The organism is Micromonospora citrea, assembly GCF_049629545.1.
In the GTDB taxonomy this organism is placed as follows: domain Bacteria; phylum Actinomycetota; class Actinomycetes; order Mycobacteriales; family Micromonosporaceae; genus Micromonospora; species Micromonospora citrea_A.
On record NZ_JBNADX010000037.1, the window covers coordinates 1 to 22,238 of the forward strand.

Below are 22,238 nucleotides of genomic sequence, written 5' to 3' on the forward strand. Positions count from 1 at the left end.
GGGTGCGGGGAGGGGGTGGGAGGGGCGGCGTAGCGTGCGGGGTGGGCGGGGTGGGAGGGGAGAGGCAGGCATGGTGGAGCGGGGTGCGCGGGAGCGGTCGGCGACGCAGCACGGCGCGCGGGTGCTCAGCCCACGCGCCTGGGCCGCGCCGGTGCGTGCGATGTCCCGCATCCTCAACGCCGACGGCTCCCCCCGTACCCCGGCGCCGGCCGGGCCGGGGCGCAGCGGCGTGGTGGACTGCGCCCTCTACGTCGACGGTCGACGGCAGCCCGGCGAGTGGCACTACGCCGAGGCGCTGGAGGCCGCCCGCAGGGAGCGGGACGCGTTCGTCTGGCTCGGGCTGCACGAGCCGGAGCTGACCGAGATGTCCGCCATCGCCGAGACGTACGGCCTGCACGAGTTGGCCGTCGAGGACGCGGTCAAGGCGCAGCAGCGCCCCAAGCTGGAGCGCTTCGGGGAGGTCAGCTTCCTGGTGCTGCGTACCGCCCGTTACTGCGAGCACGCGGAGCTGACCGAGAACTCCGACGTGGTGGAGACCGGTCAGGTGATGCTCTTCATCGGGCCGGACTTCCTGATCAGCGTCCGGCACGGCGACGCCAGTCGACTCGCGGCGGTGCGGGCAGACCTGGAGGCCAAGCGGGAGCTGCTGCTGCACGGCCCGTGGGCCGTCGCGTACGCGGTCACCGACCGGGTGGTGGACCTCTACCTGGAGGTGGCCGACCGACTGGAGGACGACCTCGACGTGCTGGAGGCGGACGTCTTCGCGCCCCAGGGCAGTGGCCGGATCCAGCGGATCTACCAGATGAAGCGGGAGCTGGTGGAGTTCAAGCGGGCGGTGGTGCCGCTGCAACGACCGCTGCTCACCCTGGTGGCCGAGGTCAACCGGGAGGTACCCCGGGAGGTGCGCCGCTACTTCCGGGACGTGCAGGACCACCTCAGCCGCACCGTCGAGCAGGTCAACTCGTACGACGACCTGCTCAACTCGATCCTCCAGGCGCGGCTGGCGCAGGTCACCGTCGACCAGAACAACGACATGCGCAAGATCGCCGCGTGGGCGGCCATCGCCGCGGTCTGGACCGCGTTCGCCGGGGTCTACGGCATGAACTTCGAGAACATGCCCGAGTTGAAGTGGACGTACGGATATCCGGGCGTGCTCGCCCTGATGCTCGCCATCTCGCTGGCCCTGTACCGCTGGTTCCGCCGCAACGGCTGGCTCTGACCGACCCCGGCCTCGGCGCAGCGTCGTCGGTCGAGTCGGCCGCCCGGGTCGTCGAACGGGACGAGGGACGCGGGCACGACGGGTGCGCGAACGCCGGCGGCGCGGGAGTCGCCTCCCGCGCCGCCGGCGATGCCGCCGGTCAGCGGCTGCTGGACTTGGCCGTGCCCTTGCCGAGAGCCTTCGACACGTCGTCCGCCGGACGTCCGGAGACGTCGGTGGCGCCCTCGGCGACCGAGGGGACCTTGTCGTTGGCGTGGATCACCGGCTGGGTGCCGGGGGTGGTGGTCGAGGCGCTGTCCCCGCCGGCCACCGCCGAGCTGCCCGCGCCGGTCGGGCCACCGGCGGTGCCGGCACCGCTCGACATCGTCGAGGAGTCGGTCACCTTGCCACCGTTGGCCGAGGGGGTCTCGACCACGAGGGTGTCGACCTCGTCGCTGACGGGGTCGATGCCGCGGGTGGGGTCGTACTCGGCCCACTCCTGCTGCTCGCGGCGGCGGCGGACGGCCATCGCGCCGGCCATGCCGGCGACCGCGCCGGCGGCCAGCAGGCCGGTCATCAGGCCGCCCCGCGACTTCTTCTGCTTCTTCTTGGCGGCCTTGGCGTTCTTGGCCTTCACCTTCTTGTTCACCGCGGACTGCTTCGCAGCGGCGGCCTTCTTCCCGGCGATGACCTTGCCCGCCTGCTCGGCCTGCGCCTTGCGCAGAGCGAGGACCAGCGGCGCGACGGCCGCGGCCGTCGAGGCGAAGCCGCTCGACGCCCTGTCCCGCACGACGATCGCGGTCGGCGCGACGGCGCCCCGGGCTGCCTGGACCCGCGGGCCGACCGTGGCGCCGGCACCCTTCGCCGCGTACGCCGCGGCCTGTCGAAGGTGACCGATGCCCTGGTTCAGCTCGACCTTCGCGAGCTGCCCCTGGGTCTTACGCCGCCCGATTCCAAACACGGTTCCCACCTCCTGGGAGTTGTTCCTTCGTCATCCTCCACCTTCGGATGCCTCCGCACTGCCAGATCGGGCACATGGGAGGATCCGCATGGAACTGACCAACGAGTGAGGAGTACCCGTGGCCGAGGCTGTCTACGCCACCTTGCACACCAACGCTGGCCCGATCCGGCTGGAGCTCTTCCCCAACCACGCTCCGAAGACGGTCCGCAACTTCGTGGACCTGGCCGAGGGCAACAAGGAATACACCGACCCGCGTACGGGTCAGCCGGGCAGCGGGCCGTACTACGACGGCACCATCTCGCACCGGGTGATCAGCGGCTTCATGGTCCAGATGGGTGACCCGACCGGCACCGGCCGGGGTGGCCCGGGTTACAAGTTCGGTGACGAGTTCCACCCGGAGCTGCGCTTCGACCGGCCGTACCTGCTGGCGATGGCGAACGCGGGGCCGGGCACCAACGGCTCGCAGTTCTTCATCACCGTCGCGCCGACGCCGCACCTGAACAACCGGCACACCATCTTCGGCCAGGTCGCCGACGAGCAGTCGGCGAAGGTGGTCGACTCGATCGCGAACACCCCGACCGGTCCGAGCGACCGGCCGCTGCAGGACGTGGTGATCGAGCGGGTCGAGATCGAGCGCACCCCGGCCTGACCGGGGTGGCGAGGTACCTTTGCACGCATGACTGAACGCCCCGGGCAGGCAGGCGACGCCACCGGTGGGTCGGCGCCGACCACTCCGGTCTGCTACCGCCACCCTGACCGGGAGACGTACGTCCGGTGCACCCGCTGTGACCGGCCGATCTGTCCGGAGTGCATGCGGGACGCCTCCGTCGGCCACCAGTGCCCGGAGTGCGTGAACGAGGGACGCCGCAGCGTTCGGCCGGCGCGTACCGCCTTCGGTGGCGGTGCCGCCGGCCGTCGCGGCCTCGTCACCCGGACGCTGATCGCGCTGAACCTGCTGATGATGGTGCTCTCCATCGCCAGTGACGGCGGCGGCGACTCGATGGCCGGCGGGGGGCTCGGTGGCCTGCTCGGTGGCGGCACCCCGCTGACCCAGTGGGGCGCGGTGCTCGCCGAGTGGCCGCCGCGGTTCCCGGTGGAGGGCATCGTCACCGGCGAGTGGTACCGGCTGGTCACCGCGATGTTCCTGCACTACGGCCTGGTGCACCTGCTGTTGAACATGTGGGCGCTCTGGGTGCTGGGGCGGGAGCTGGAGGCCCTGCTCGGGCCGCTGCGCTTCCTCGCGCTCTACCTGGTCGCCGGGCTCGGCGGCAACGTCGCGGCGTACCTGTTCAGCAGCCCGAACGCCGCGTCGGCCGGTGCCTCCACGGCGATCTTCGGGCTCTTCGCCGCCGTGTTCGTGCTGATGCGCCGGCTGGGCCGGGACACCTCGGCGATCGTGCCGATCCTGGTGATCAACCTGATCTTCACCTTCACCGTGCCGGGCATCTCGATCCCCGGGCACGTCGGCGGCCTGGTCACCGGCGCGGCGATGGGCTGGGTGCTGGCGTACGCGCCGCGGATGCGGCGGTCGGTGTTCCAGTCGGTGGGCACCGCGATCATCCTGGTGGCGCTGCTCGGCCTGGTGCTCGTCCGGACGGCCGCGCTGACCGGCTGAGCCCCGACGCCGCCTCGCCCCGGCGGGAGGGTCAGCCGGGTCGGGCCGCCCGGAGCGTCTCGGCCACCTCGTCGGGCGGGGCGTCCAGGTCGTACCGGCCGAAGAGGTGCAGTGACTCCCCGGCGTCGATCTCCAGCGTCTCGGCGGCCAGCCCGAGCCGGGTACGCCGCTCGACCGTGATCGCCTCGACCGAGGCCCACGGCAGCCGGCGCCGGCCGGCGAAGCCGTGCACGACGGTGACGCCGTCGGGGTCGGCGGCGAGGCGCACCGGGACGAGCAGGTCGCGCAGCGCCCAGCCGGCCAGCCCGGCGGCGGCCACCAGCGCCAGCGTCAGTTGCACCAGGTCACCGTCGTGCAGGATCAGGCCGAGCCCGGCCAGCGCGGCCGCGCCGACCAGCTTCACCACGGGCAGGGCCGGCGGCACCCGCCACTGGTGGGCCGGGGACGATGAGGGCTGCACCGGACCAGCATGCCAGCCCGGGGGAGGACGGCCCACCGGTGCAGGACGTACGATCGAGGGCAGCCCAAGTTACCGGGGAGTAGTCATGAGTGACGCAGTCATCGTCGGCGCGGTACGTACCCCGGTCGGGCGGCGCAAGGGCAGCCTGGCCACCGTGCACCCGGTCGACCTCTCGGCGCACGTGCTGCGCGCCCTCGCCGAGCGCACCGGGATCGACCCCGGCCAGGTGGACGACGTGGTCTGGGGCTGCGTCTCCCAGGTCGGCGAGCAGTCCTGGAACGTCGCCCGCAACGCCGTGCTGGCCGCCGGCTGGCCCGAGTCGGTCCCCGGCACCACGCTGGACCGGCAGTGCGGCTCCAGCCAGCAGGCGCTGCACTTCGCCGCCGCCACCGTGCTCTCCGGCCAGGCCGACCTGGTGGTCGCCGGCGGGGTCGAGTCGATGACCCGGGTGCCGATGGGCTCCAGCGTCGCCGACGGCATGCCCTTCAGCGATCAGGTCCGCCAGCGGTACCGGGGCGTCGAGGGCTTCGCCGACGACCAGCCGCTCCCGTTCAACCAGGGCGTCGGGGCGGAGCTGATCGCCGCCCGCTGGCACTTCTCCCGTACCCAGCTCGACGAGTTCGCGCTCGCCAGCCACGAGAAGGCGGCCGCCGCGCAGGACGCCGGGGCGTTCGACCCGGAGCTGGCCCCGGTGGCGCTCGCCGACGGCGGCAAGTTCGCCGCCGACGAGGGCATCCGACGGGACACCACGCTGGAGAAGCTCGGCGAGCTGAAGACCCCGTTCCGCGCCGACGGCGTGGTCACCGCCGGCTCCGCGTCGCAGATCTCCGACGGGGCCGCCGCGCTCGCCGTCACCACGAGCGAATGGGCCAGCCGGCACGGCCTGCGGCCGTTGGCCCGGGTGCACACCGCCGTGGTGGCCGCCGACGATCCGGTCGCCATGCTCACCGCGCCGATCCCGGCCACCGCGAAGGCGCTGCGCCGCGCGGGGCTGGGCATCGAGGAGATCGGGGTGTACGAGGTGAACGAGGCGTTCGCCCCGGTGCCGCTCGCCTGGCTGGCCGAGACCGAGGCCGACCCGGAGCGGCTCAACCCGCGCGGCGGCGCGATCGCCCTCGGCCACCCGCTCGGCGCCAGCGGCGCCCGGATCATGACCACGATGCTGGCGCACATGCGGGACAACGGCATCCGGTACGGCCTGCAGACCATGTGCGAGGGCGGCGGCATGGCCAACGCCACCATCGTCGAGCTGCTCTGAATTCGCTGGCCGCCGTCGGCGTGCGCCGCCTAGCCTGCGGACCGTGACGACTGCCCCCGCTCCCGACTGGTCGGACCCGCTGTGGCGCGACGGCGCGCTCGCCTGGATCGCCGAGGCGCTCGGCCGGCACGGTCGCCGGGTCACCGGCCCGGTCGAGCCCCGGGTACGCCCCTGGTCGCTGGTCTGGCGGGTGCCGACCGGCGCCGGTGACGTCTGGTTCAAGGCCAACAACCCGGGCACCCGGCACGAGGCGGCGCTGCTGGCGGAGTTGGCCCGGCTCGCCCCGGGCCGGGTGCTCGACCCGATCGCGCTCGACGTCCGCCGGGGCTGGTCCCTGCTGCCCGACGGGGGCCCGAGCCTGCGCGACACCCTGGCCGGGCAGCAGGACCTGTCGCACTGGGAACGGCTGCTGCCCCGGTACGCCGCCCTCCAGCTCGCGGTCGCCCCGCACACCCGCGCGCTGCTGGACGCCGGGGTGCCCGACCATCGGCCGCAGCGGCTGCCGGCGCTCTACGCCGAGCTGCTCGACGACGACGCGGCGCTGCTGCGCGGCACGCCGGACGGGCTCACCGCCGAGTCGTACGAGCGGCTGCGAGCGTACCGGGACGAGTTCGCCGCGCTCTGCCGCCGGCTGGCGGAGTACGGCGTGCCGGCCAGCGTCCAGCACGACGACCTGCACGACGGCAACGTCTTCGTGGCCGGGGACGGTTACCGCTTCTTCGACTGGGGGGACGCCTCCCTCGCCCACCCCTTCGGCACCCTGCTGGTGACGCTCCGCTCGGTGGCGTACGCCTCCGGGCTCGGCCCGGACGACCCGGCGCTGCTCCGGCTGCGCGACGCGTACCTGGAGGCGTGGACCGACCGGCACGACCGGCCGAGCCTGCGCGAGGCGGCCGGAGTGGCGATGCGGGTCACCGTGGTCAGCCGGTCGCTCTCCTGGCGACGCGCCCTGGACACCCCGGATCCGTCCCGCGCCGAGTACGCCGAGGCGGTCCCGGGCTGGCTCGGCGAACTCTTCGAACCGCTGCCGGTCTGACCGTCCGCTGCCCGGGCTCGACGGACCTGATGTCCCGGCAGGTTCCGAATCGGACGCCGGCGGGGTGGACAGCACGGCGTGGGCCAGGCAGGATTGTCCCCCGGTCGGTGTTGAGCGCGTGTCCACGCCCGCTCCGCCGTCCGACGACCTTCACCAGAACGGGGAATCCGTGGCGATCACCTCCACTCGTTCGGGTCTGCGTCGGGCCGCCCGTCGGATGCTCACCGCAGCCGTGGCCGGGATGCTCCTCGCGACCGCAGCGGTCCCGGCCACGGGCGCACCGGCGCAGGCCGCCGGCTACACCGGGCCGCATCCGGGCGCCTTCACCGGGCTGGGCTTCGACGCCTGCACCGCGCCGTCGGACGCCGAGATGACCGCCTGGCTGCAGTCGCCGTACCGGGCGGTCGGCGTCTACATCGGTGGGGTGAACCGGGGCTGCGCCCAGCCCAACCTGACCCGGGAGTGGGTGGCGAGCCAGCAGGCGAAGGGCTGGCGGCTCTTTCCGCTCTACGTGGGACTCCAGGCGCCCTGCACGACCTACCTGCGGCGGATCGATCCGGCGCAGGCGGCGGCCCAGGGGCGGGCGGCGGCCGACGACGCGGCGACGAACGCCGGCAACCTCGGCATCGTCCCGCAGAGCACCCTCATCCTGGACATCGAGTACTACCCCGCGGGCGACTCCGTCTGCTCGGCCGCGGTGCTCTCGTTCAGCAGCGCGTACAGTGCCCGCCTGCACGAGCACGGCTACCTCTCCGGCCTCTACACCAGCAGCGGTGGGGGCGGCCTCGCCGACCACGTGGCCGCCTACGGCAGGCCCGGACACGTGTCTCCCGACCTGGTGGACGTCGCCAACTGGGACGGCGTGAAGACGGTGTCCGACCCCGCCATCCCGGCGACGTACTGGGTGAAGCGGCGGATGAAGCAGTACCAGGGCGACCACGACGAGACGTGGGGCGGCGTCACCATCAACATCGACAGCAACTACCTCGACCTGGCACCGACGCGGTACCGGTCCGGTGTGGTGACGCGGACTCGCTGAACCGAACCCTTCCCATGTCCGTCCACCCATGACGGAGCTGACGCCGACAGGGTGGAAAGCCCGGCGACGCCGGGCCTGATCCCCCCCCCGGCGGTGTGGAGCGCGTGTCCACGCCCGCTCCGCCGCACGAGGACCTTCACCAGAACGGGGAACCCGTGACGATCACCTCCGCTCCGTCGGGCCTGCGCCGGGCCGGCCGCCGGATGCTCACCGCCGCCGTGGTCGGGATGCTGCTGGCGACCGTGGCGGTCACCGGCGCGTCCCGGCCCGCCGGCGCGGCCGGGTACACCGGTCCGCACCCGGGCACCTTCACGGGGCTCGGCTTCGACACCTGTGCCGCGCCCTCGGACGCCGCGATGACCGCGTGGTTGCAGTCGCCGTACCGGGCGGTCGGCATCTACATCGGCGGGGTCAACCGGGGCTGCGCCCAGGCGAACCTGACCCGGGACTGGGTGTCGAAGCAGCAGGCCAAGGGCTGGCGGTTCTTCCCGCTCTACGTCGGGCTCCAGGCGCCCTGCTCGACGTACAGCCGGCGGATCGACCCGGCCCAGGCGGCGGCCCAGGGCCGGGCGGCGGCCGACGACGCGGTGGCGAAGGCCCGCAACCTCGGGCTCGCCGCGCGCAGCACGGTCATCCTGGACATGGAGCGCTACCCCGCGGGCGACGCGGCCTGCTCCACGGCGGTGCTGACGTTCAGCAGCGCCTGGACCGCCCGGCTGCACGACCACGGCTACCTGTCGGGCCTCTACACCAACGTCGCCTCCGCCGGCCTGGCCGACCACGTGGGCGCGTACGCGCGGCGCGGGCACGCCCGCCCCGACCTGCTGGACTTCGCCAACTGGGACGGTGTGAAGAGCACCGCCGACTCCCGCATCCCGTCTTCGTACTGGCAGCCGAAGCAGCGGATGAAGCAGTACCAGGGCGACCACCACGAGACCTGGGGCGGTGTACGGATCAACATCGACAGCAACTACCTCGACGTCGAACCGGTGAGCACCCGGTACGGCTCGGCCACGATCACGCGGAGCCGGCCCTGGGCGCGGGTGCTGTGGTCGACGGTGACCCGGGCGGTCCGTTAGCCGGAACCTCCTCGGCGGCCCGCGGAGGTCGCACAGGCGGTGCGACAGGGCGGCGTGGAACTTCCAAAAGTTGGTAGTGACCCACGTCACCCCAGGTCACGGCTCGTTGGGCAGGGCATGGACGTCTTCTCGCGAACGTTCCTCCCGGCCGCCGCCGAGACCGGACTGGCGGTCCAGACGGTGAGCCGGCACATGCCGGTCTTCCGGCAGTGCGTCGGCTCCGGCGACGCCACCATCCTGGTCGCCCGGTGCAGCCGACCCGACCGGCCGGTCGCCGGCGAGTACCTGCTCCTGCTCACCCACCGCCGGATGGTGGTCACCCAGCAGACGCGGGTGCTGCACCGGCTCCGCCTGCACCTCAACACCGAACTGCGCGAGCTGAGCAACGTCACCTGGAGCCCCGACCCCCGCTCCCAGTCCGTCGAACTGGCCGCCACCGCGATCGACGGGGTCCGCGAGCGGTTCGTCGTGCACACCCAGCACCCGAAGCAGGTCTGGCAGCTCGACACCCTGCTGCACCACGCCTTCCGTACCCGGCTGCGCCCGGCGAAGGAGCGGGTGGTCGCCACCATCGGGGAGACGACCACCTCGGCCGGCTCCGGCCTGCGTCCCGTGCCGGCCCGCTGACCGCATCCTTACCTGATCCGAACACGGCCGTACGCCGGTGGTGACCGGCGGTCGGTCATCATGGGCCGGTGACCGCCGACGCCCCGCAGCGTGGGCTCGTCCTCGTCGTCGAGGACGAGCCGGCCATCGCCGACCTGGTCCGGCTCTACCTGGCCCGGGAGGGTTTCGGCGTACACCTGGAGCGGGACGGCACGGCCGGGCTGGCCGCCGCCCGCCGGCTGCGACCGGTGGCCTGTGTGCTGGACATCGCGCTGCCCGGCATGGCCGGCACCGAGATCTGTCGCCGGCTGCGTGGCACGGGCGACTGGACGCCCGTCATCTTCCTCACCGCCCGCGACGACGAGGTCGACCGGGTCGTCGGTCTGGAACTGGGCGCGGACGACTACGTCACCAAGCCGTTCAGCCCCCGGGAACTGGTCGCCCGGGTCCGGGCGGTGCTGCGCCGCACCGGTGGCGCACCCGAGGGGGTGGACCGTCCCCGCACGGTCGGACCGGTCACCCTCGACCCGGCCCGTCGCACGGTCACCGCCGCCGGCAGCCCCGTGCAGCTCACCTCCACCGAGTTCGACCTGCTCGCCCACCTGATGGCCCGCCCCGGCCGGGTCTTCACCCGGGAGGAACTGCTGGCCGGCGTCTGGGGCTACGCCGCGCACGCCGGCACCCGCACGGTCGACGTGCACGTGGCGCAGGTCCGCGCGAAGCTCGGCGACGCCGGCGTGATCCGCACCCACCGCGGCGTCGGGTACGCGGCCGATGCCTGAGCCCGGCCAGCACCCGCCGCCCGGCCCGCACTCGCCGCCCGGCCCGCACCAGCCCGCCGGGCCGGAGCGGGCGCACGGGCCCACCGTCGCGCTGCCGGTGATCGGCGCCGGTCCCACGTCGCCGCCGCCGCGCCGCCGCTTCGCCGGCACGCTGACCGCCCGCGCCATCCTCGTCACCTGCGCGGTGGCGCTGGTCTCCGTGCTGGTCACCGCCCTGGTCGCGGTCCCCCTCGCGGTACGCGGCGTGGAACGTCGGGATCAGGAGGCACTCGCCGCCCAGGCCCGCCTCGCCGCCGACGTGCTCCGGGTCCGCCCCAGCCGCCAGCGCGACGCCGCCGGGGAGCGGTTGATCCGCCAGCTCCGCCAGCAGGAGATCGACGTGTACGTGGTGCAGGGCGGCGCGGCGGACCGCCCCGGCCTGCCCCGGCAGGTGGTGAACCGGATCGCCACCGGCCGGGACGTCTCCGGCCGTCGGCTGGTGAACGGGGAACGGGCGCTGGTCGAGGGGCGTGCGCTGCCCGGCGGGAGCGGTGTGGTGCTGACCCGGGCCACCACCGAGGGCCCGTGGCGGCAGGTGCTCCGCAGCCTCTGGCTGCCGCTGCTCGCCGGGCTCGCCGCCGGGGTGGTGGCCGCACTCCTCCTGGCCCGCCGGCTGGCCCGGCCGATCCGGCACGCCGCCACCGCCGCCGCCCGGCTGCGCGCCGGAGACCGGGCGGTGCGTGTACCGGTGGAGCCGCCGGACGAGGTGGCCGACCTGGCGTACGCGCTGAACGGGCTGGCCGCCGCGCTGGCCACCAGCGAGGGCCGGCAACGGGAGTTCCTGCTCTCCGTCTCGCACGAGTTGCGCACCCCGCTGACCGCGATCCGCGGGTACGCCGAGGCGCTCGCCGACGGGGTGGTCGGCCCGGACGAGGCACCCGGCACCGGCCGCACCATGCTCGCCGAGGCCGAACACCTCGACCGGCTGGTCAGCGACCTGCTGGCGCTGGCCCGACTGGAGGCGGCGGACTTCCCGCTGGAACCGGTGCCGGTCGACCTCGCCCGGTTGGCCGTCGACGCCGGGCGCACCTGGTCCGACCGGTGCGCGGCGGTCGGCGTCCCGTTCCGGGTGGAGGCGCCGGACGCCCCGGTGCCCGCGTACACCGACCCGGGGCGGATCCGGCAGGTGCTCGACGGGCTGCTGGAGAACGCGCTGCGGGTCGTACCGCCGGGGGCGTCGGTGGTGCTCGCGGTCCGGCCCGCCGGCCCGACCCCGGCGGCCGGCGGGATCCTGGAGGTCCGCGACGGCGGACCCGGCTTCACCGACGACGACCTGGCGGTGGCCTTCGAACGCGGCGCGCTGCACCAGCGCTACCGGGGGGTGCGCAAGGTCGGCAGCGGGCTGGGGCTGGCGCTCGCCGCCGGACTGGTCCGCCGGCTCGGCGGGCAGATCACCGCCGGGCACGCCACCGAGGGCGGGGCGGCGTTCACCGTCCGGCTGCCCGGCGATCCTTACCTGACCCGAACATCGGCCTGACCCTGCGCCCACCCGGACGCGCGACGCTGGGCACACCACGGACGAGAGGGAGACTCATGGCAGGTCAGAGAATCGCCGTCGGCACCACGTCGCTGCTCGCGGCGATCGCGCTGGGTGTCGCCGGCTGCGGTCCGGCCCCGGTCACACCGGACGCCCCGACCGCCGCCGCGGTCGACGTGGCCGCCGCGCTGGGCGTCGAGGGCCAGGCGCTCGCCGCGCTGGGCCTCGACCCGGCCGAGCTGGACGTGCAGGCGGCCGCACCCGCGCCGTCGTCCTCGGCCGCCCCGGCGGAGAAGACCCGTGGTGAGCGGGCCGAGGAGTGGCGCAAGCGGCGGCAGGCCCGGGTGCTGCTGCGCCGCAACACCATGCACGGCGAGGCCGTCGTGCAGACGAAGGACGGCGGCACGAAGACCGTCGTGGTGCAGCGCGGCCAGGTCACCGCGATCGACGGCGACTCGGTGACCGTGAAGTCCACCGACGGCTTCACGCTGACCTGGACCCTCGGCGACAAGCTGCGGGTGGTCGAGCGGCGTACCACCATCCGGTCCGAGGACATCGAGGTCGGTACGACGGTCGGCGTCGCCGGGGCGAAGGACGGTGACGCCAGCGTCGCGCGGCTCATCGTGGTCCCGCTGAAGCAGAAGTGACCGCAGCGGCCCGCCGGGTGTCCGACGGGCCGCCGCGGGGGAGCCGGCGTGGCGGCCCGCGCCGGCTCCCCTCGTCGCTCAGTAGACCCGGGAACCGATGAAGTCGTCGTGGCCGTACCCGACGGGGGCGGCGAACGACCGGGACTCGAAGGACCACTGCTGGCGGGTGCTGGTGGAGCAGGTGGCGAGCCGCAGCCGGGGGGTGCCGAACCACGGGTTGTCGAAGGCCACGCAGAGATTGGTCGCGCCGGCCGGCTTGAGCTGGTTGCCGGCGAGGACGAACTGCTGGTTGGCGCCACCGTGGCAGTCGTACACGTTGACCGCGGTGCCGGCCGTCAACGAGGCGCCCGCCACGTCCAGGCAGCGGTCGTGGGACAGCTCGGTGTGCAGTGACCGGCGGGTCGGGTCGTACCAGAAGCCCTGGTTGCGCCCGCCGTGGCAGGCGTACGACTGCTGGACGGTGCCGTTGCGCGAGTCGTACCCCTTCCCGTCGACGCAGGTGCCGGTGGCTGCGTTGCGCAGCTGCCTGAACTCGAACAGCCCGGGGTAGAGCACCCCGGCGCCGGTGCTGGCCGGGTCGACGCAGGTGGCCCGCTGTTGGCCGGAATTCCAGAACTGGGTGACGCACTGGGCGAACATGCCGTGGCCACGGGCGTTCGGGTGGAACGACTGCCGGGCCGCGTTCTCGTCCCAGACCCCCACCTCGATGTAGAGGCCGCGCACCGCGGTGACGTCGGCGCAGACCTCGTGGCCGTGGAACAGGCGGCTGGCGTCCAGGTAGCGGGTGCCGGTGTTGGTCGCCGCAGCCCGCAGCGCCGTCTCGAACAGCGGCACCGCCTTGTTCCGGGCGAACGCCGTGTCGGCCAGGTAGAGCAGGCAGCCGCCGGAGTACCAGCCGGGGAAGTTCGGGTTGTCCTCCACGTCCGGGCTGCCCGGGCTCGGGTACGACATCAGCACCAGTTCGTAGTCGGAGCGCAGGTAGCCGGCGTCGGTCATGGTGCGGCGGATGGCGGTGAGCGCCTCTTCGACGGCGCGGCGGCTGCCGTCGGTGCGGATCGTCCACTGGTCGGTGTAGGTCGGATAGCAGGGGCCCTGGAAGAAGACCCGGCGTACCGCGCAGTCCGTGGCGACCGGCCCGAACTGGATGGTGCCGTCGCCGTTGGCGCCGACCACCACCCAGATCAGCCTGACGTGCGTGTTGCGCGCCTTGATCGCCAGGTGGTCGCCCTGGTTCAGCTCGTTGTGCTGGGTGGGGCCGCCGGCGACCAGGTTCCACGGGGTGGCCCCCGAGCAGGCGATGTTGTACTTCTCGTCGGCGGGGATGCCGGTGCGGAAGACCGCCTGGTCGTACGAGCGGTCGCACCAGTTGCCCGGCTCGTGGGTGCCGGGGACGTAGTTGCCCACGCCCTCGCCGGAGATCTCGCTGTCGCCCATCGTCACCAGGGCGGTGCGGCGCTGCTCCAGCGGCCGGATCTCCGGTGAGCCGTAGAGCGCGGTGGCCTCGGCGGCGCGGACCGCTTCGAGGTTCGTCGGGAGTGGCTGGACGGTCGGACGGTCGTCGGCGGCGGCGGGGGACACCGGCCCGAGGAGCATGGGCAGGACGAGGGCGGCGGCGGTGACGACGGCGAGGTGACGCCGCCGGACCACCGGTGCGCGCCGGGTGGGGGTGCCAGGCATCGACGCACTCCTTTCGCACTCGATCGCGGGACGTCGATCGAGTTACCGGAAGGTAGCGCCGGGGATGCAGCTATGTGAATGTCTCTCGGAAAGGTTTCCGTCATCTGCGCCGCCGGGCAGGGCCGGGCCCGCGAGCCGGGCGGCGTGGGTCAGCGGCCGGGCGGCAGGGCGTAGCCGACGTAGTCGCGGTACTCGACCCGCCAGCCCGCCGGCACCAGCTTGACGCAGGCCGCGCGGCTGCCGGTGCAGACGATCGCGTCCACCGTCGACGGGTCGGCCGGCGGTCGGTCGGGCAGCACCGACTGCAACGCCACCAGCTCCGGCGGGCGGCCCTCGGCGTCGCGCAGCAACAACCACCAGGGGTACTCCCAGTTGTCGTTCTGCTGGACGAGCCCGATCCGGCGCACGCCGTCCCGTCGTACCGCGTCGGCGGCCCAGCGGAACTCCTCGGCCCAGTGCGGCCGGCGCAGGAACCGGGTGTCCCACTCCGAGGTGGTGAAGACCGAGCCGGCCCCGACCAGCCGGCGCGGGAAGCCGTACGACAGGGCCAGCACCCCGGCCAGGGCGGAGGTGGCCAGCACGGTCACCGCCAACGACGCCGCCACCGAACGGCGACCGGGGGCGAGTCGCCGCCGGAACAGCGCGTCCAGCCAGAGCCCGGCCAGCGGCACCGCCGCCACCAGCGCGTAGAGCAGCAGCCGGTTGCCCCAGGTCTGCCACTTGATCATCGCGGTGTGCAGGACGACGGCGACCACGATCGCCGTGGCGTACGCCCGCAGCGCCCCGGCCCGCTCCGGGCTGATCCGGCCCGGCCGGGCCAGCGCGAACACCGCGCCGAGCAGGGCCAGCGACCCGGCCAGCGGGAACGCCACCCGGTCCTCGTCCGGGTACCAGGCCGGCACCGGGAAGACCTCCCGGCCGAAGGTGATGTCCCGGTCCTGCGGGTCGACGCCGATCGCCCGCGAGCCCGCCATGATCGCCTCCGCGCTGCCGGTGCGCAGCGGCGCGAGCGGGGTGTCGAACGCGGTGTGCCCGATCCGCAGCGCGTTGACCAGCACCGAGGCCGGGTCGTGCCGTTCCATCGGGATGGACTCGCGCAGCCGGGGCGGGCCGAGCGGATGCCCGAACTCGGCGGTCACCCGGGCCAGGAACGGGCCGACCACCGCCGCCGCGACCAGCAGCACCAGCAGCGAACCGGCGACCGTCCGGGCCACCCCGGCCGCCGGCCGGGCGGGGCCGGCGGCCGGGGGACGGAACGCCGTCCGGAGCTGGGCGATCCCCCAGAGCACCAGCAGCGGGCCGACCGCGATCAGGCCGCTGGTCTTGGTCAGCGCGGTCAGCCCGGTGGCCGTGCCGAGCGCCAGCAGGTCGCCCCACCCGGCGCGGCGGCGCAGCCCGTCCAGGGCCAGCGTCCCGGCGCAGGCCGCCCAGGCGGCGGCGACCAGGTCGGTCTGGGTGCTGGTCGCCTGGAGCGCCACCATCGGCGTGGTGGCGAGCAGGAAGGCGGTGAGCAACTGGGCCCGCCGGCCGCCGCCGAGCTGGGCGACGACCCGGGTGGCCGCCACCAGGCAGCCGATGCCGGCCGCCCACTGCACCAGGTTGTGCAGCGCGTCGCCGCCGGTGAGCAGCCGCAGGTGCAGCAGCAGGTACTCCGCGCCGGGCGGGATGGTCACCTGCCGGTGGATCGCGGTCGGCCAGAAGTCGAGGCCGCCCTGCGCCACCCAGTGCTCCACCTTGGGCAGGTGGTAGGTCTGCGAGTCGTAGTTGTTGGGTTCGGCCAGCAGCGCGACGAGCAGCTCCACCAGCACCACCCCGACGACCGTGCCGGCCAGCAGTCGCTCGCCCCGCCCCGCCGTACGCCGGAACTCGGCCAGCCGGGCGCGCGGGCCGGCCGGCGTCGGCGTGGGCCCACCCGGCGCGGACGTCGGGCCGGGATCCGCCGGACCGGCGTGCGTGGGCCCACCGCCGGTCGGAGCGGCCGAGCCGGTGGCCGCGCCGACCAGGGCCGGCACGCGGGCGGCGGTGACCGGGTCGCCGGCCGCTGCGCGCCGGGCCCGCAGCCGGGCGGCGGTGACGGTGGCGGCGAGGAAGAGCAGCCACGCCAGCGCGAAGGCCGGCGCGGTGAGCGCGCCCGCCGCACCGAGCAGCTCCACGGTGGCCACGGCGTAGCAGCCGGTCAGCAGCGCGGCGCGGACGACGGCCAGCCGCAGGGGCGCGACCGCGTCCCCGTGGCGGGGCCGGAGCAGCGAGGTGAGCAGGACGAACGCGGCGACGGGTGCCACCACGACCAGGAAGCCGGCTGCCGACATGGGCGGAAGTAAACACCATCCGCCTGAATGGGCGGGTGCCGGACGCCCATGGTGGCGGGGTCCACCTGGCTGACCAGCCAGGCTAGGCTATGTCCGACTTACTGTGCCCACCGTGGAGACGATCCCCGTGAAGCTCTCGATCCTCATGCCGGTCTACAACGAGGAAGAACGCATCGCGGACGCCCTCAAGCAGGCGTTGGCGGTCGATTACCCGTGCGAGATCGAGCTGGTCGTGGTCGACGACGGCAGCCGGGACGGCACCGGTGAGATCCTCGGCCGGGCCGACGACGCGCGGCTGCGGGTGATCACCCACCAGCGCAACGCGGGCAAGGGCGCGGCCATCAGGACGGCGGTGGACAGCGCCGAGGGCGAGTACATGGTCATCCTCGACGCCGACCTGGAGTACGACCCGCAGGACATCCCGCGGCTGCTCGACCCGGTCCTCGACGGCCGCGCCACGGTCGTCTACGGCAATCGGACCTTCGGCAGCCACAGCGCCTACAGCTTCTGGTACGTGATGGGCAACAAGGGCGTCACGATGGCCGCCAACGTGCTGTTCAACTCGTACATCGGTGACCTGGAGACCTGCTTCAAGCTGATGCCGGTCGAGCTGTACCGCTCCCTCGACGTCCGCTCCCGCGGGTTCGGCATGGAGGCGGAGGTGACCGGCAAGCTGCTGCGCCGCCGGATCCGCCCGTACGAGGTGCCGATCAGCTACCGGGCGCGCGGTCGCGAGGAGGGCAAGAAGATCACCTGGAAGGACGGCGTCGAGGCGCTGTGGATCCTCGGCCGGGAGCGCACCCGCCGCCGTCCCGCCCGCCCGGCCCAGCGCTGACAGGCCGGCTCAGCCCGCCGCTGACAGTTCAGCTCCCGGCGGGCCAGCGACTGACAGTTCACCGAGGAAGCCGTCGACCGACCGGCGCAGGCCGGCCGCGTCCAGCCCGTGCCAGCGGGTGTGGTCATCCGCTGTGCCGTACCGCCGCAGCTCCGCCCGGCCCACGCCGAGGCTGAGCAGCCGGTGCGGCCGGTCGGCGAGCGCCTCCGACACCACCCGCGCCGAGGTGCCGGCCAGGTAGGGCTCCACCAGCACCACCTCCGTGCCGGCCAGCGCCCGCAGGCCGAACACGTCGAACGGGCGCGGCCGGTGGGTGTAGGCCACCGTCACCGGCAGGTCGGCCACCGCGGCCAGCGCGGCGTCGAGCACCGGCCCGACCGCCACCAGCAGCGCCGCGCCCGGTCCGGCGTCCCGCACCACCCGCAGGTCGCCGCCGTCCGGGTACGCCCGCGCGTTGCGCCGGGTGGAGAGCCGCAGGTACGCCGACGAGTCCGCGGCCACCGCCGCGCGCAGCAGCGGCGCCACCTCGCCCGGGTGCCCCGGCACGTGCACGGTCCAGCCGTGCAGGCTGTCGATCAGTGCCACGTCGGCGGGGCTCAGGTGGGTACGGCCCGCCTCGGCCCGGTCGTACGACGCCCCGATGCCGACCAGCACCGCCCCGACGCCCTGGTGGTCGAGGTCCAGCTTGATCTGCTCGTACGCCCGCTCGACGAGGAACGGCGCGTAGCTGTGCGCCACCGGCCGCAGCCCGGTCAGCGCCAGCCCGCCGGTCACCCCGATCAGCAACTGCTCCCGGATGCCGACGTTGAGCACCCGGTCCGGGTGGCGGCGGGCGGCCGGGGCGAACGACGCGGCGGAGATGTCCGCCAGCACCACCGCCGTACGCGGGTCCTCGGCGAGCAGGTCGGTCATGGTGTCGATGAAGGTCTCCCGCATCACGGCTGCTCCCCGTCGGTGACGACCGCGACGACGACGTGCGGCCGGTGTCGGTCGTGCCCGGTGAGGGCGCTGTGCAGGGCGTCGTGGTCGCGCCCGTCGACGGTGGCGGCGGTCCATCCGTTGACGGTGAACCGGCTGGCCACCCCGCCGGGCCAGCCGTGGCTCGCCGAGCGGTTGTCGAGCACGATCGCGGTCAGGTTGCCCAGCCCGGTCGCGCCGGCGTACGCGATCGCCTCGTGGTTGGAGCCCTCGTCGAGTTCGGCGTCGCCGAGCAGCACGTACACCCGGGGGTCGGTGCGGCCCGCAGCGCGTAGCCCGAGCGCGGTGCCCACGCCGAGGCCGAGGCCGTGGCCGAGCGAGCCGGAGCCGATCTCCACGCCGGGGACGAGCACTCGGTCGGGGTGGTCGCCGAGGCGGCTGTCCGGGCCGCCCTGGTCGTCCAGCCAGTGCTCGGGCAGGAAGCCCTTGGCGGCGAGCACCGCGTAGTAGCCGGCGACGGCGTGCCCCTTGGAGAGCAGGAAGCGGTCCCGGTCCGGATCGTCCGAGGTCTCCGGGCTGATCCGCAGGACGCGGTCGTAGAGCACCCAGAGCACGTCGATGGTGGAGTACACGTTGGCACCGAACTCGCGGCCGGCGCGGAGCCGTTCCAGCGGGGCGGCGACCGGGTCGGGCAGCGGTGGGCCCGGCGGGGCGGTGGTGGTCGTGGTCGTCATGCGGTTAGCCTGCAAGTTGAAGTTCACTTCAACTCAAGGCGACTGATGCACGAATCACTCACCATCGGCCAGCTCTCCGCCCGCAGCGGGGTCGCGCCCTCGGCCCTGCGCTACTACGAACGGCTCGGCCTGATCCGCGCCGAACGTACCGGCGGCAACCAGCGCCGGTACGCGCGTACCGAGCTGCGCCGGGTGGCGTTCGTGCGGATCTCCCAGCAGGTCGGCATCTCGCTGGAGGAGATCCGCGAGGCGCTGGACTCGCTGCCCTCCTCGCGCACCCCCACCCCGGACGACTGGGCGGCGCTCTCCCGCGCCTGGCGGGAGCGGCTGGACGAGAAGATCCGCCTGCTCGGCAAGCTCCGCGACGACCTGGACGGCTGCATCGGCTGCGGCTGCCTGAGCTTGCAGCGCTGCAAGCTCAACAACCCGGAGGACTCGCTGGCCGGCGAGGGGCCGGGCGCCCGGCTGGTGCTGCCCCGCGCCGACGTCACCCGAGAGTGAGCAGCACCTTGCCGAGGTGATCGCTCGACTCGACCAGCCGGTGCGCCTGCGCCGCGTCGGTCATCGGCAGCCGCCGGTCCACGACGGGCCGGACCACCCCCGACTCGACCAGCGGCCAGACCTGCTCGCGGACCCCGCGGACGATCTCCGCCTTGTCGTCGAGCGGGCGGGAGCGCAACGCGGTGGCCGCCACCGAGGCCCGCTTCGCCAGCAGCGCGCCCAGATCCAGCTCGGCCTTCCGGCCGCCCTGCATGCCGATCACCACCAGCCGGCCGCCGTCGGCCAGCGCCGCCACGTTCCGCGCCAGGTACGACGCGCCCATGATGTCCAGGACGACGTCCGCGCCCCGGCCGTCGGTGACCCGGCGGACCTCCTCGACGAAGTCCTGCTCCCGGTAGTCGACGGTGTGCGCCGCACCAAGCTCGCGCAGCCGCTCGTGCTTCGCCGCCCGGGCGGTCGCCACCACGGTCGCGCCGAGCGCGGCCCCGAGCTGGATCGCGAACGTGCCGATCCCGCTGCCGCCGCCGTGCACCAGCAGGGTCTCACCCTTGCCGAGCCGGGCCAGCCGCACCACGTTCGACCAGACCGTGCAGGCGACCTCGGGCAGCGCCGCGGCGTCCACCAGGTCGACCCCCGCCGGCACCGGCAGCAGCTGCCCGGCCGGCACGGCCACCCGCTCCGCGTAGCCACCGCCGGCCAGCAGCGCGCAGACGTCCTGCCCGACCTCCCAGCCGGTCACCCCGTCGCCGACCGCGCCGACCACGCCCGAGCACTCCAGACCGGGGTACGCCGGCGCGCCCGGCGGCGGCGGGTAGAAGCCCTGCCGTTGCAGCAGGTCCGCCCGGTTGACCGCGCTGGCCCGTACGTCCACGACCACCTCGCCGGGGCCGGGCTCCGGGTCGGGCACCTCGGCCCAGACCAGTGCCTCGGGTCCGCCGGGTTCCGGGATCGTCATCGCGCGCATGGCCCAGTCTTACCCGATCCGCCCCGCGCGCCACGCCCGGCCCGGAATTCCCCTCCGTCGGGGCCCGGTCGTGCCGGCGTCGACTACACCGCCCACTGTGGACCGGCCGGCGGCCCGTGATCGCCGTGATCAGCGCGATCGTCCGGTCGTCCGTACCCCGGCGTCCCGTCGATTAGGGGTGGGAGGACCGCTCGGCCGTACGACGGCCGTGGCAGACTAGGCACCGGCCGTCCCCACGGGTGACGGCCCGGGAGGGTTCGCCTAGTGGCCGATGGCGCTGGTCTTGAAAACCGGTAAGGCAGCGATGTCTTCGTGGGTTCGAATCCCACACCCTCCGCCCTGGCAGGCTCCTCGGTGGCCGACGCTCATGAGCGTGCGGGCACGGCCGGCTCGCCCCGGTCCCGCATGATTGGCGTCGTGCGCTACTTGATCTCTCACCCCGACGCCGTGGCCGACCTCGCCGATCTGGACGTCGCGCTGTACGACGGCACTCGGCCCGTGCCCGAGGACCTGGACGATGTCGAGTTCTACGCGGTGCCGTACGGGATCATCGATCCGCGCCTCTGCGAACCGATCGCCCGGATGCCCCGGCTCAGGGTGGTGCAGACCGTGACCGCCGGCTACGACCACGTCCTGCCGTACCTGCGGCCCGGCCTGACGCTGGCCAACGGCCGGGGCGTGCACGACGCGGCCACCGCCGAACTGGCCGTGGCGCTCACCCTCGCCGCCCGGCGTCGGCTGCCGGACTTCGTCCGGGCGGGGAGCGAGGGCCGGTGGTCCTCGGGCTGGTCGGCCGGGCTGGCCGACGCCCGGGTGCTGATCGTCGGGTACGGCTCGATCGGCGCCGCGATCGAGCGCCGGCTCGCCGGGTTCGAGGTGGAGATCAGTCGGGTGGCCCGGGGCGCCCGCCCCGGCGTACGGCCGGTCTCCGACCTTCCCGAGTTGTTGCCCCGGGCGGACGTCGTCATCCTGGTCACGCCGCTGGCCCCGGAGACCGAGGGCCTGGTGGACAAGGACTTCCTCGCCAGGATGCCCGACGGCGCCCTGCTGGTGAATGTGTCACGGGGACGGGTGGTGGACACCGAGGCGCTGCTCGCCGAACTCGGCGCGGGCCGGCTGCACGCGGCCCTGGACGTCACCGAACCCGAGCCGCTGCCCGCCGACCACCCGCTGTGGTCCGCGCCGAACGTCCTGATCAGCCCGCACGTCGGCGGACTGACCCGTGCGTTGGCCCCCCGGGCCCGCCGGCTGCTGGTCGACCAGGTCCGGCGGTACGCGGCGGGCGAGCCGCTCGCGAACGTCGTGGTGGGGCCGTAACTGTCGGGTCCCACCGCAGGGTGTCCCTTCCGGGCACTCCGGCGGTGTGTGCCCCGGCAGCAGCCGCCCTCGCCGCCGGGGCGTCGTGTCTGCGGAACCGGTTGCGCACACGCGGCGCTTCCGGTTCGGCGGGCGGCGTCGGCGGGGTAAGAAGGGCGCAGGACATCACGCGTACCGGAAGGACCCCCGATGACCCTGGAACGACCGATCGCCCCGGACCCGTACGAGCTGCTGCCGACCGTCGGGTCGTTCGACCTCACCAGCGACGACGTGCGCAACGGCGAGCCGATGGACGCGCGCCACGCGCACGGCAGCGCCGGTGGCGAGAACGTCTCCCCGCACCTGGCCTGGTCGGGCTTCCCGGCCGGGACGCAGAGCTTCGTGGTGACCTGCTTCGACCCGGACGCCCCGACCGGCAGCGGCTTCTGGCACTGGGTGCTGGTCGACGTGCCCACCTCGGTGACCGAGTTGCCGACCGGGGTGAAGGAGGCCGACCTCGGCGGGGCGTTCAGCGTCCGCAACGACTACGGCGACACCGGCTACGGTGGCGCCGCCCCGCCGCCCGGCGACCGCCCGCACCGGTACGTCTTCGCGGTGCACGCGGTGGACGTCGAGCGGCTGGACGTCGGCCCGGGGGCCAGCCCCGCCTACGTCGGGTTCAACCTGGCCTTCCACACCCTGGCCCGGGCGGTCATCCGCCCCACCTTCCACGTCAAGGAGTGACCCGGCGCGAGCCGTGACACGACGAACGGGGCCACCGCGTCTGCGGGGGCCCCGTTCGTCGTA

At 74.1% G+C, this 22,238-nt stretch carries 22 protein-coding genes and 1 tRNA gene; 16 read left to right on the top strand and 7 right to left on the bottom strand.

The genetic code is table 11. The features are described from left to right. Positions 1–70 precede the first annotated feature (70 nt). Complete coding sequence (corA, locus tag ACPFP2_RS27575; protein WP_424092823.1) at positions 71–1,219, top strand: magnesium/cobalt transporter CorA; 1,149 nt, start codon at positions 71–73, stop codon at positions 1,217–1,219. A gap of 139 nt (positions 1,220–1,358) precedes the next feature. On the opposite strand, the gene ACPFP2_RS27580 is transcribed toward corA, so the two are convergent. Beyond that, positions 1,359–2,159 (bottom strand): hypothetical protein, encoded by an 801-nt coding sequence (locus ACPFP2_RS27580; protein ID WP_424092825.1) that lies wholly within the window; start codon positions 2,157–2,159, stop codon positions 1,359–1,361. A 118-nt stretch (positions 2,160–2,277) separates the two neighbouring features. Here ACPFP2_RS27580 and ACPFP2_RS27585 point away from each other — a divergent pair, with 118 nt between their 5' ends. Beyond that, on the top strand, positions 2,278–2,808 hold the full coding sequence (locus tag ACPFP2_RS27585; RefSeq protein ID WP_088976586.1) for a peptidylprolyl isomerase: 531 nt from the start codon (positions 2,278–2,280) through the stop codon (positions 2,806–2,808). Positions 2,809–2,835: 27 nt separating this feature from the next. Continuing rightward, positions 2,836–3,774: a rhomboid family intramembrane serine protease gene (locus ACPFP2_RS27590; protein WP_424092827.1), complete on the top strand. Its 939-nt coding sequence runs from the start codon at positions 2,836–2,838 to the stop codon at positions 3,772–3,774. A gap of 31 nt (positions 3,775–3,805) precedes the next feature. On the opposite strand, the gene ACPFP2_RS27595 is transcribed toward ACPFP2_RS27590, so the two are convergent. Further along, on the bottom strand, positions 3,806–4,234 hold the full coding sequence (locus tag ACPFP2_RS27595; protein WP_424092829.1) for a PH domain-containing protein: 429 nt from the start codon (positions 4,232–4,234) through the stop codon (positions 3,806–3,808). An 85-nt stretch (positions 4,235–4,319) separates the two neighbouring features. Between ACPFP2_RS27595 and ACPFP2_RS27600 the strand changes: the two genes are divergently transcribed. The 8 genes from ACPFP2_RS27600 to ACPFP2_RS27635 all read left to right on the top strand — a co-directional run bounded on the left by ACPFP2_RS27600 (position 4,320) and on the right by ACPFP2_RS27635 (position 12,197). Further along, positions 4,320–5,492 (top strand): thiolase family protein, encoded by a 1,173-nt coding sequence (locus tag ACPFP2_RS27600; protein WP_424092831.1) that lies wholly within the window; start codon positions 4,320–4,322, stop codon positions 5,490–5,492. 43 nt (positions 5,493–5,535) lie between these two features. Further along, the gene (locus tag ACPFP2_RS27605) at positions 5,536–6,528 is read left to right on the top strand and encodes a phosphotransferase (protein WP_424092833.1); all 993 of its coding nucleotides are present in this window, start codon (positions 5,536–5,538) and stop codon (positions 6,526–6,528) included. Positions 6,529–6,697: 169 nt separating this feature from the next. After that, positions 6,698–7,567, top strand: coding sequence for a DUF1906 domain-containing protein (locus ACPFP2_RS27610; RefSeq protein WP_424092835.1), 870 nt, complete (start codon positions 6,698–6,700; stop codon positions 7,565–7,567). A 155-nt stretch (positions 7,568–7,722) separates the two neighbouring features. Beyond that, a complete protein-coding gene (locus tag ACPFP2_RS27615; RefSeq protein ID WP_424092837.1) occupies positions 7,723–8,646 on the top strand; it encodes a DUF1906 domain-containing protein in 924 nt (307 codons plus the stop codon). A gap of 117 nt (positions 8,647–8,763) precedes the next feature. Next, on the top strand, positions 8,764–9,273 hold the full coding sequence (locus ACPFP2_RS27620; RefSeq protein ID WP_424092838.1) for a hypothetical protein: 510 nt from the start codon (positions 8,764–8,766) through the stop codon (positions 9,271–9,273). Between the two features lie 68 nt (positions 9,274–9,341). Continuing rightward, positions 9,342–10,034 carry a response regulator transcription factor gene (locus ACPFP2_RS27625; RefSeq protein ID WP_424092840.1) on the top strand — a complete coding sequence of 231 codons (693 nt, stop codon included), beginning with the start codon at positions 9,342–9,344 and terminating at the stop codon, positions 10,032–10,034. Continuing rightward, on the top strand, positions 10,027–11,550 hold the full coding sequence (locus ACPFP2_RS27630) for a sensor histidine kinase (RefSeq protein WP_424092842.1): 1,524 nt from the start codon (positions 10,027–10,029) through the stop codon (positions 11,548–11,550). Before ACPFP2_RS27625 ends, ACPFP2_RS27630 begins: the two co-directional genes overlap by 8 nt. 56 nt (positions 11,551–11,606) lie before the next feature. Beyond that, positions 11,607–12,197, top strand: coding sequence for a hypothetical protein (locus tag ACPFP2_RS27635; protein WP_424092844.1), 591 nt, complete (start codon positions 11,607–11,609; stop codon positions 12,195–12,197). A gap of 78 nt (positions 12,198–12,275) precedes the next feature. Here ACPFP2_RS27635 and ACPFP2_RS27640 read toward each other — a convergent pair whose 3' ends face one another. Together ACPFP2_RS27640 and ACPFP2_RS27645 are read right to left on the bottom strand one after the other, a co-directional pair. Beyond that, positions 12,276–13,874, bottom strand: coding sequence for a ricin-type beta-trefoil lectin domain protein (locus ACPFP2_RS27640; RefSeq protein ID WP_424092846.1), 1,599 nt, complete (start codon positions 13,872–13,874; stop codon positions 12,276–12,278). Positions 13,875–14,023: 149 nt separating this feature from the next. Further along, entirely contained in the window at positions 14,024–16,183 is a 2,160-nt protein-coding gene (locus tag ACPFP2_RS27645; protein WP_424092848.1) for a hypothetical protein, read from the bottom strand. A 127-nt stretch (positions 16,184–16,310) separates the two neighbouring features. On the opposite strand from ACPFP2_RS27645, the gene ACPFP2_RS27650 reads away from it, so the two are divergent. Next, entirely contained in the window at positions 16,311–17,018 is a 708-nt protein-coding gene (locus tag ACPFP2_RS27650) for a glycosyltransferase family 2 protein (RefSeq protein WP_424092893.1), read from the top strand. A 9-nt stretch (positions 17,019–17,027) separates the two neighbouring features. Here the strand turns inward: ACPFP2_RS27650 and ACPFP2_RS27655 are convergent, their stop codons facing one another. Then, the gene (locus ACPFP2_RS27655) at positions 17,028–17,954 is read right to left on the bottom strand and encodes a transketolase family protein (RefSeq protein WP_424092850.1); all 927 of its coding nucleotides are present in this window, start codon (positions 17,952–17,954) and stop codon (positions 17,028–17,030) included. Continuing rightward, positions 17,954–18,670, bottom strand: a complete 717-nt coding sequence (locus ACPFP2_RS27660; protein ID WP_424092852.1) for a transketolase — start codon at positions 18,668–18,670, stop codon at positions 17,954–17,956. Before ACPFP2_RS27660 ends, ACPFP2_RS27655 begins: the two co-directional genes overlap by 1 nt. A 45-nt stretch (positions 18,671–18,715) precedes the next feature. Between ACPFP2_RS27660 and soxR the strand changes: the two genes are divergently transcribed. Next, positions 18,716–19,171, top strand: coding sequence for a redox-sensitive transcriptional activator SoxR (gene soxR / locus ACPFP2_RS27665; RefSeq protein ID WP_424092854.1), 456 nt, complete (start codon positions 18,716–18,718; stop codon positions 19,169–19,171). On the opposite strand, the gene ACPFP2_RS27670 is transcribed toward soxR, so the two are convergent. Beyond that, entirely contained in the window at positions 19,158–20,135 is a 978-nt protein-coding gene (locus ACPFP2_RS27670; RefSeq protein ID WP_424092856.1) for an NAD(P)H-quinone oxidoreductase, read from the bottom strand. The genes soxR and ACPFP2_RS27670 overlap by 14 nt on opposite strands. Before the next feature lie 250 nt (positions 20,136–20,385). Between ACPFP2_RS27670 and ACPFP2_RS27675 the strand changes: the two genes are divergently transcribed. From ACPFP2_RS27675 to ACPFP2_RS27685, 3 genes are all read left to right on the top strand, one after another. Next, positions 20,386–20,472: transfer RNA gene (locus tag ACPFP2_RS27675), tRNA-Ser, on the top strand. 80 nt (positions 20,473–20,552) lie between these two features. Beyond that, positions 20,553–21,452 (top strand): 2-hydroxyacid dehydrogenase, encoded by a 900-nt coding sequence (locus ACPFP2_RS27680; RefSeq protein ID WP_424092858.1) that lies wholly within the window; start codon positions 20,553–20,555, stop codon positions 21,450–21,452. A gap of 189 nt (positions 21,453–21,641) precedes the next feature. Further along, on the top strand, positions 21,642–22,175 hold the full coding sequence (locus ACPFP2_RS27685; RefSeq protein WP_424092859.1) for a YbhB/YbcL family Raf kinase inhibitor-like protein: 534 nt from the start codon (positions 21,642–21,644) through the stop codon (positions 22,173–22,175). Positions 22,176–22,238: the final 63 nt, after the last annotated feature.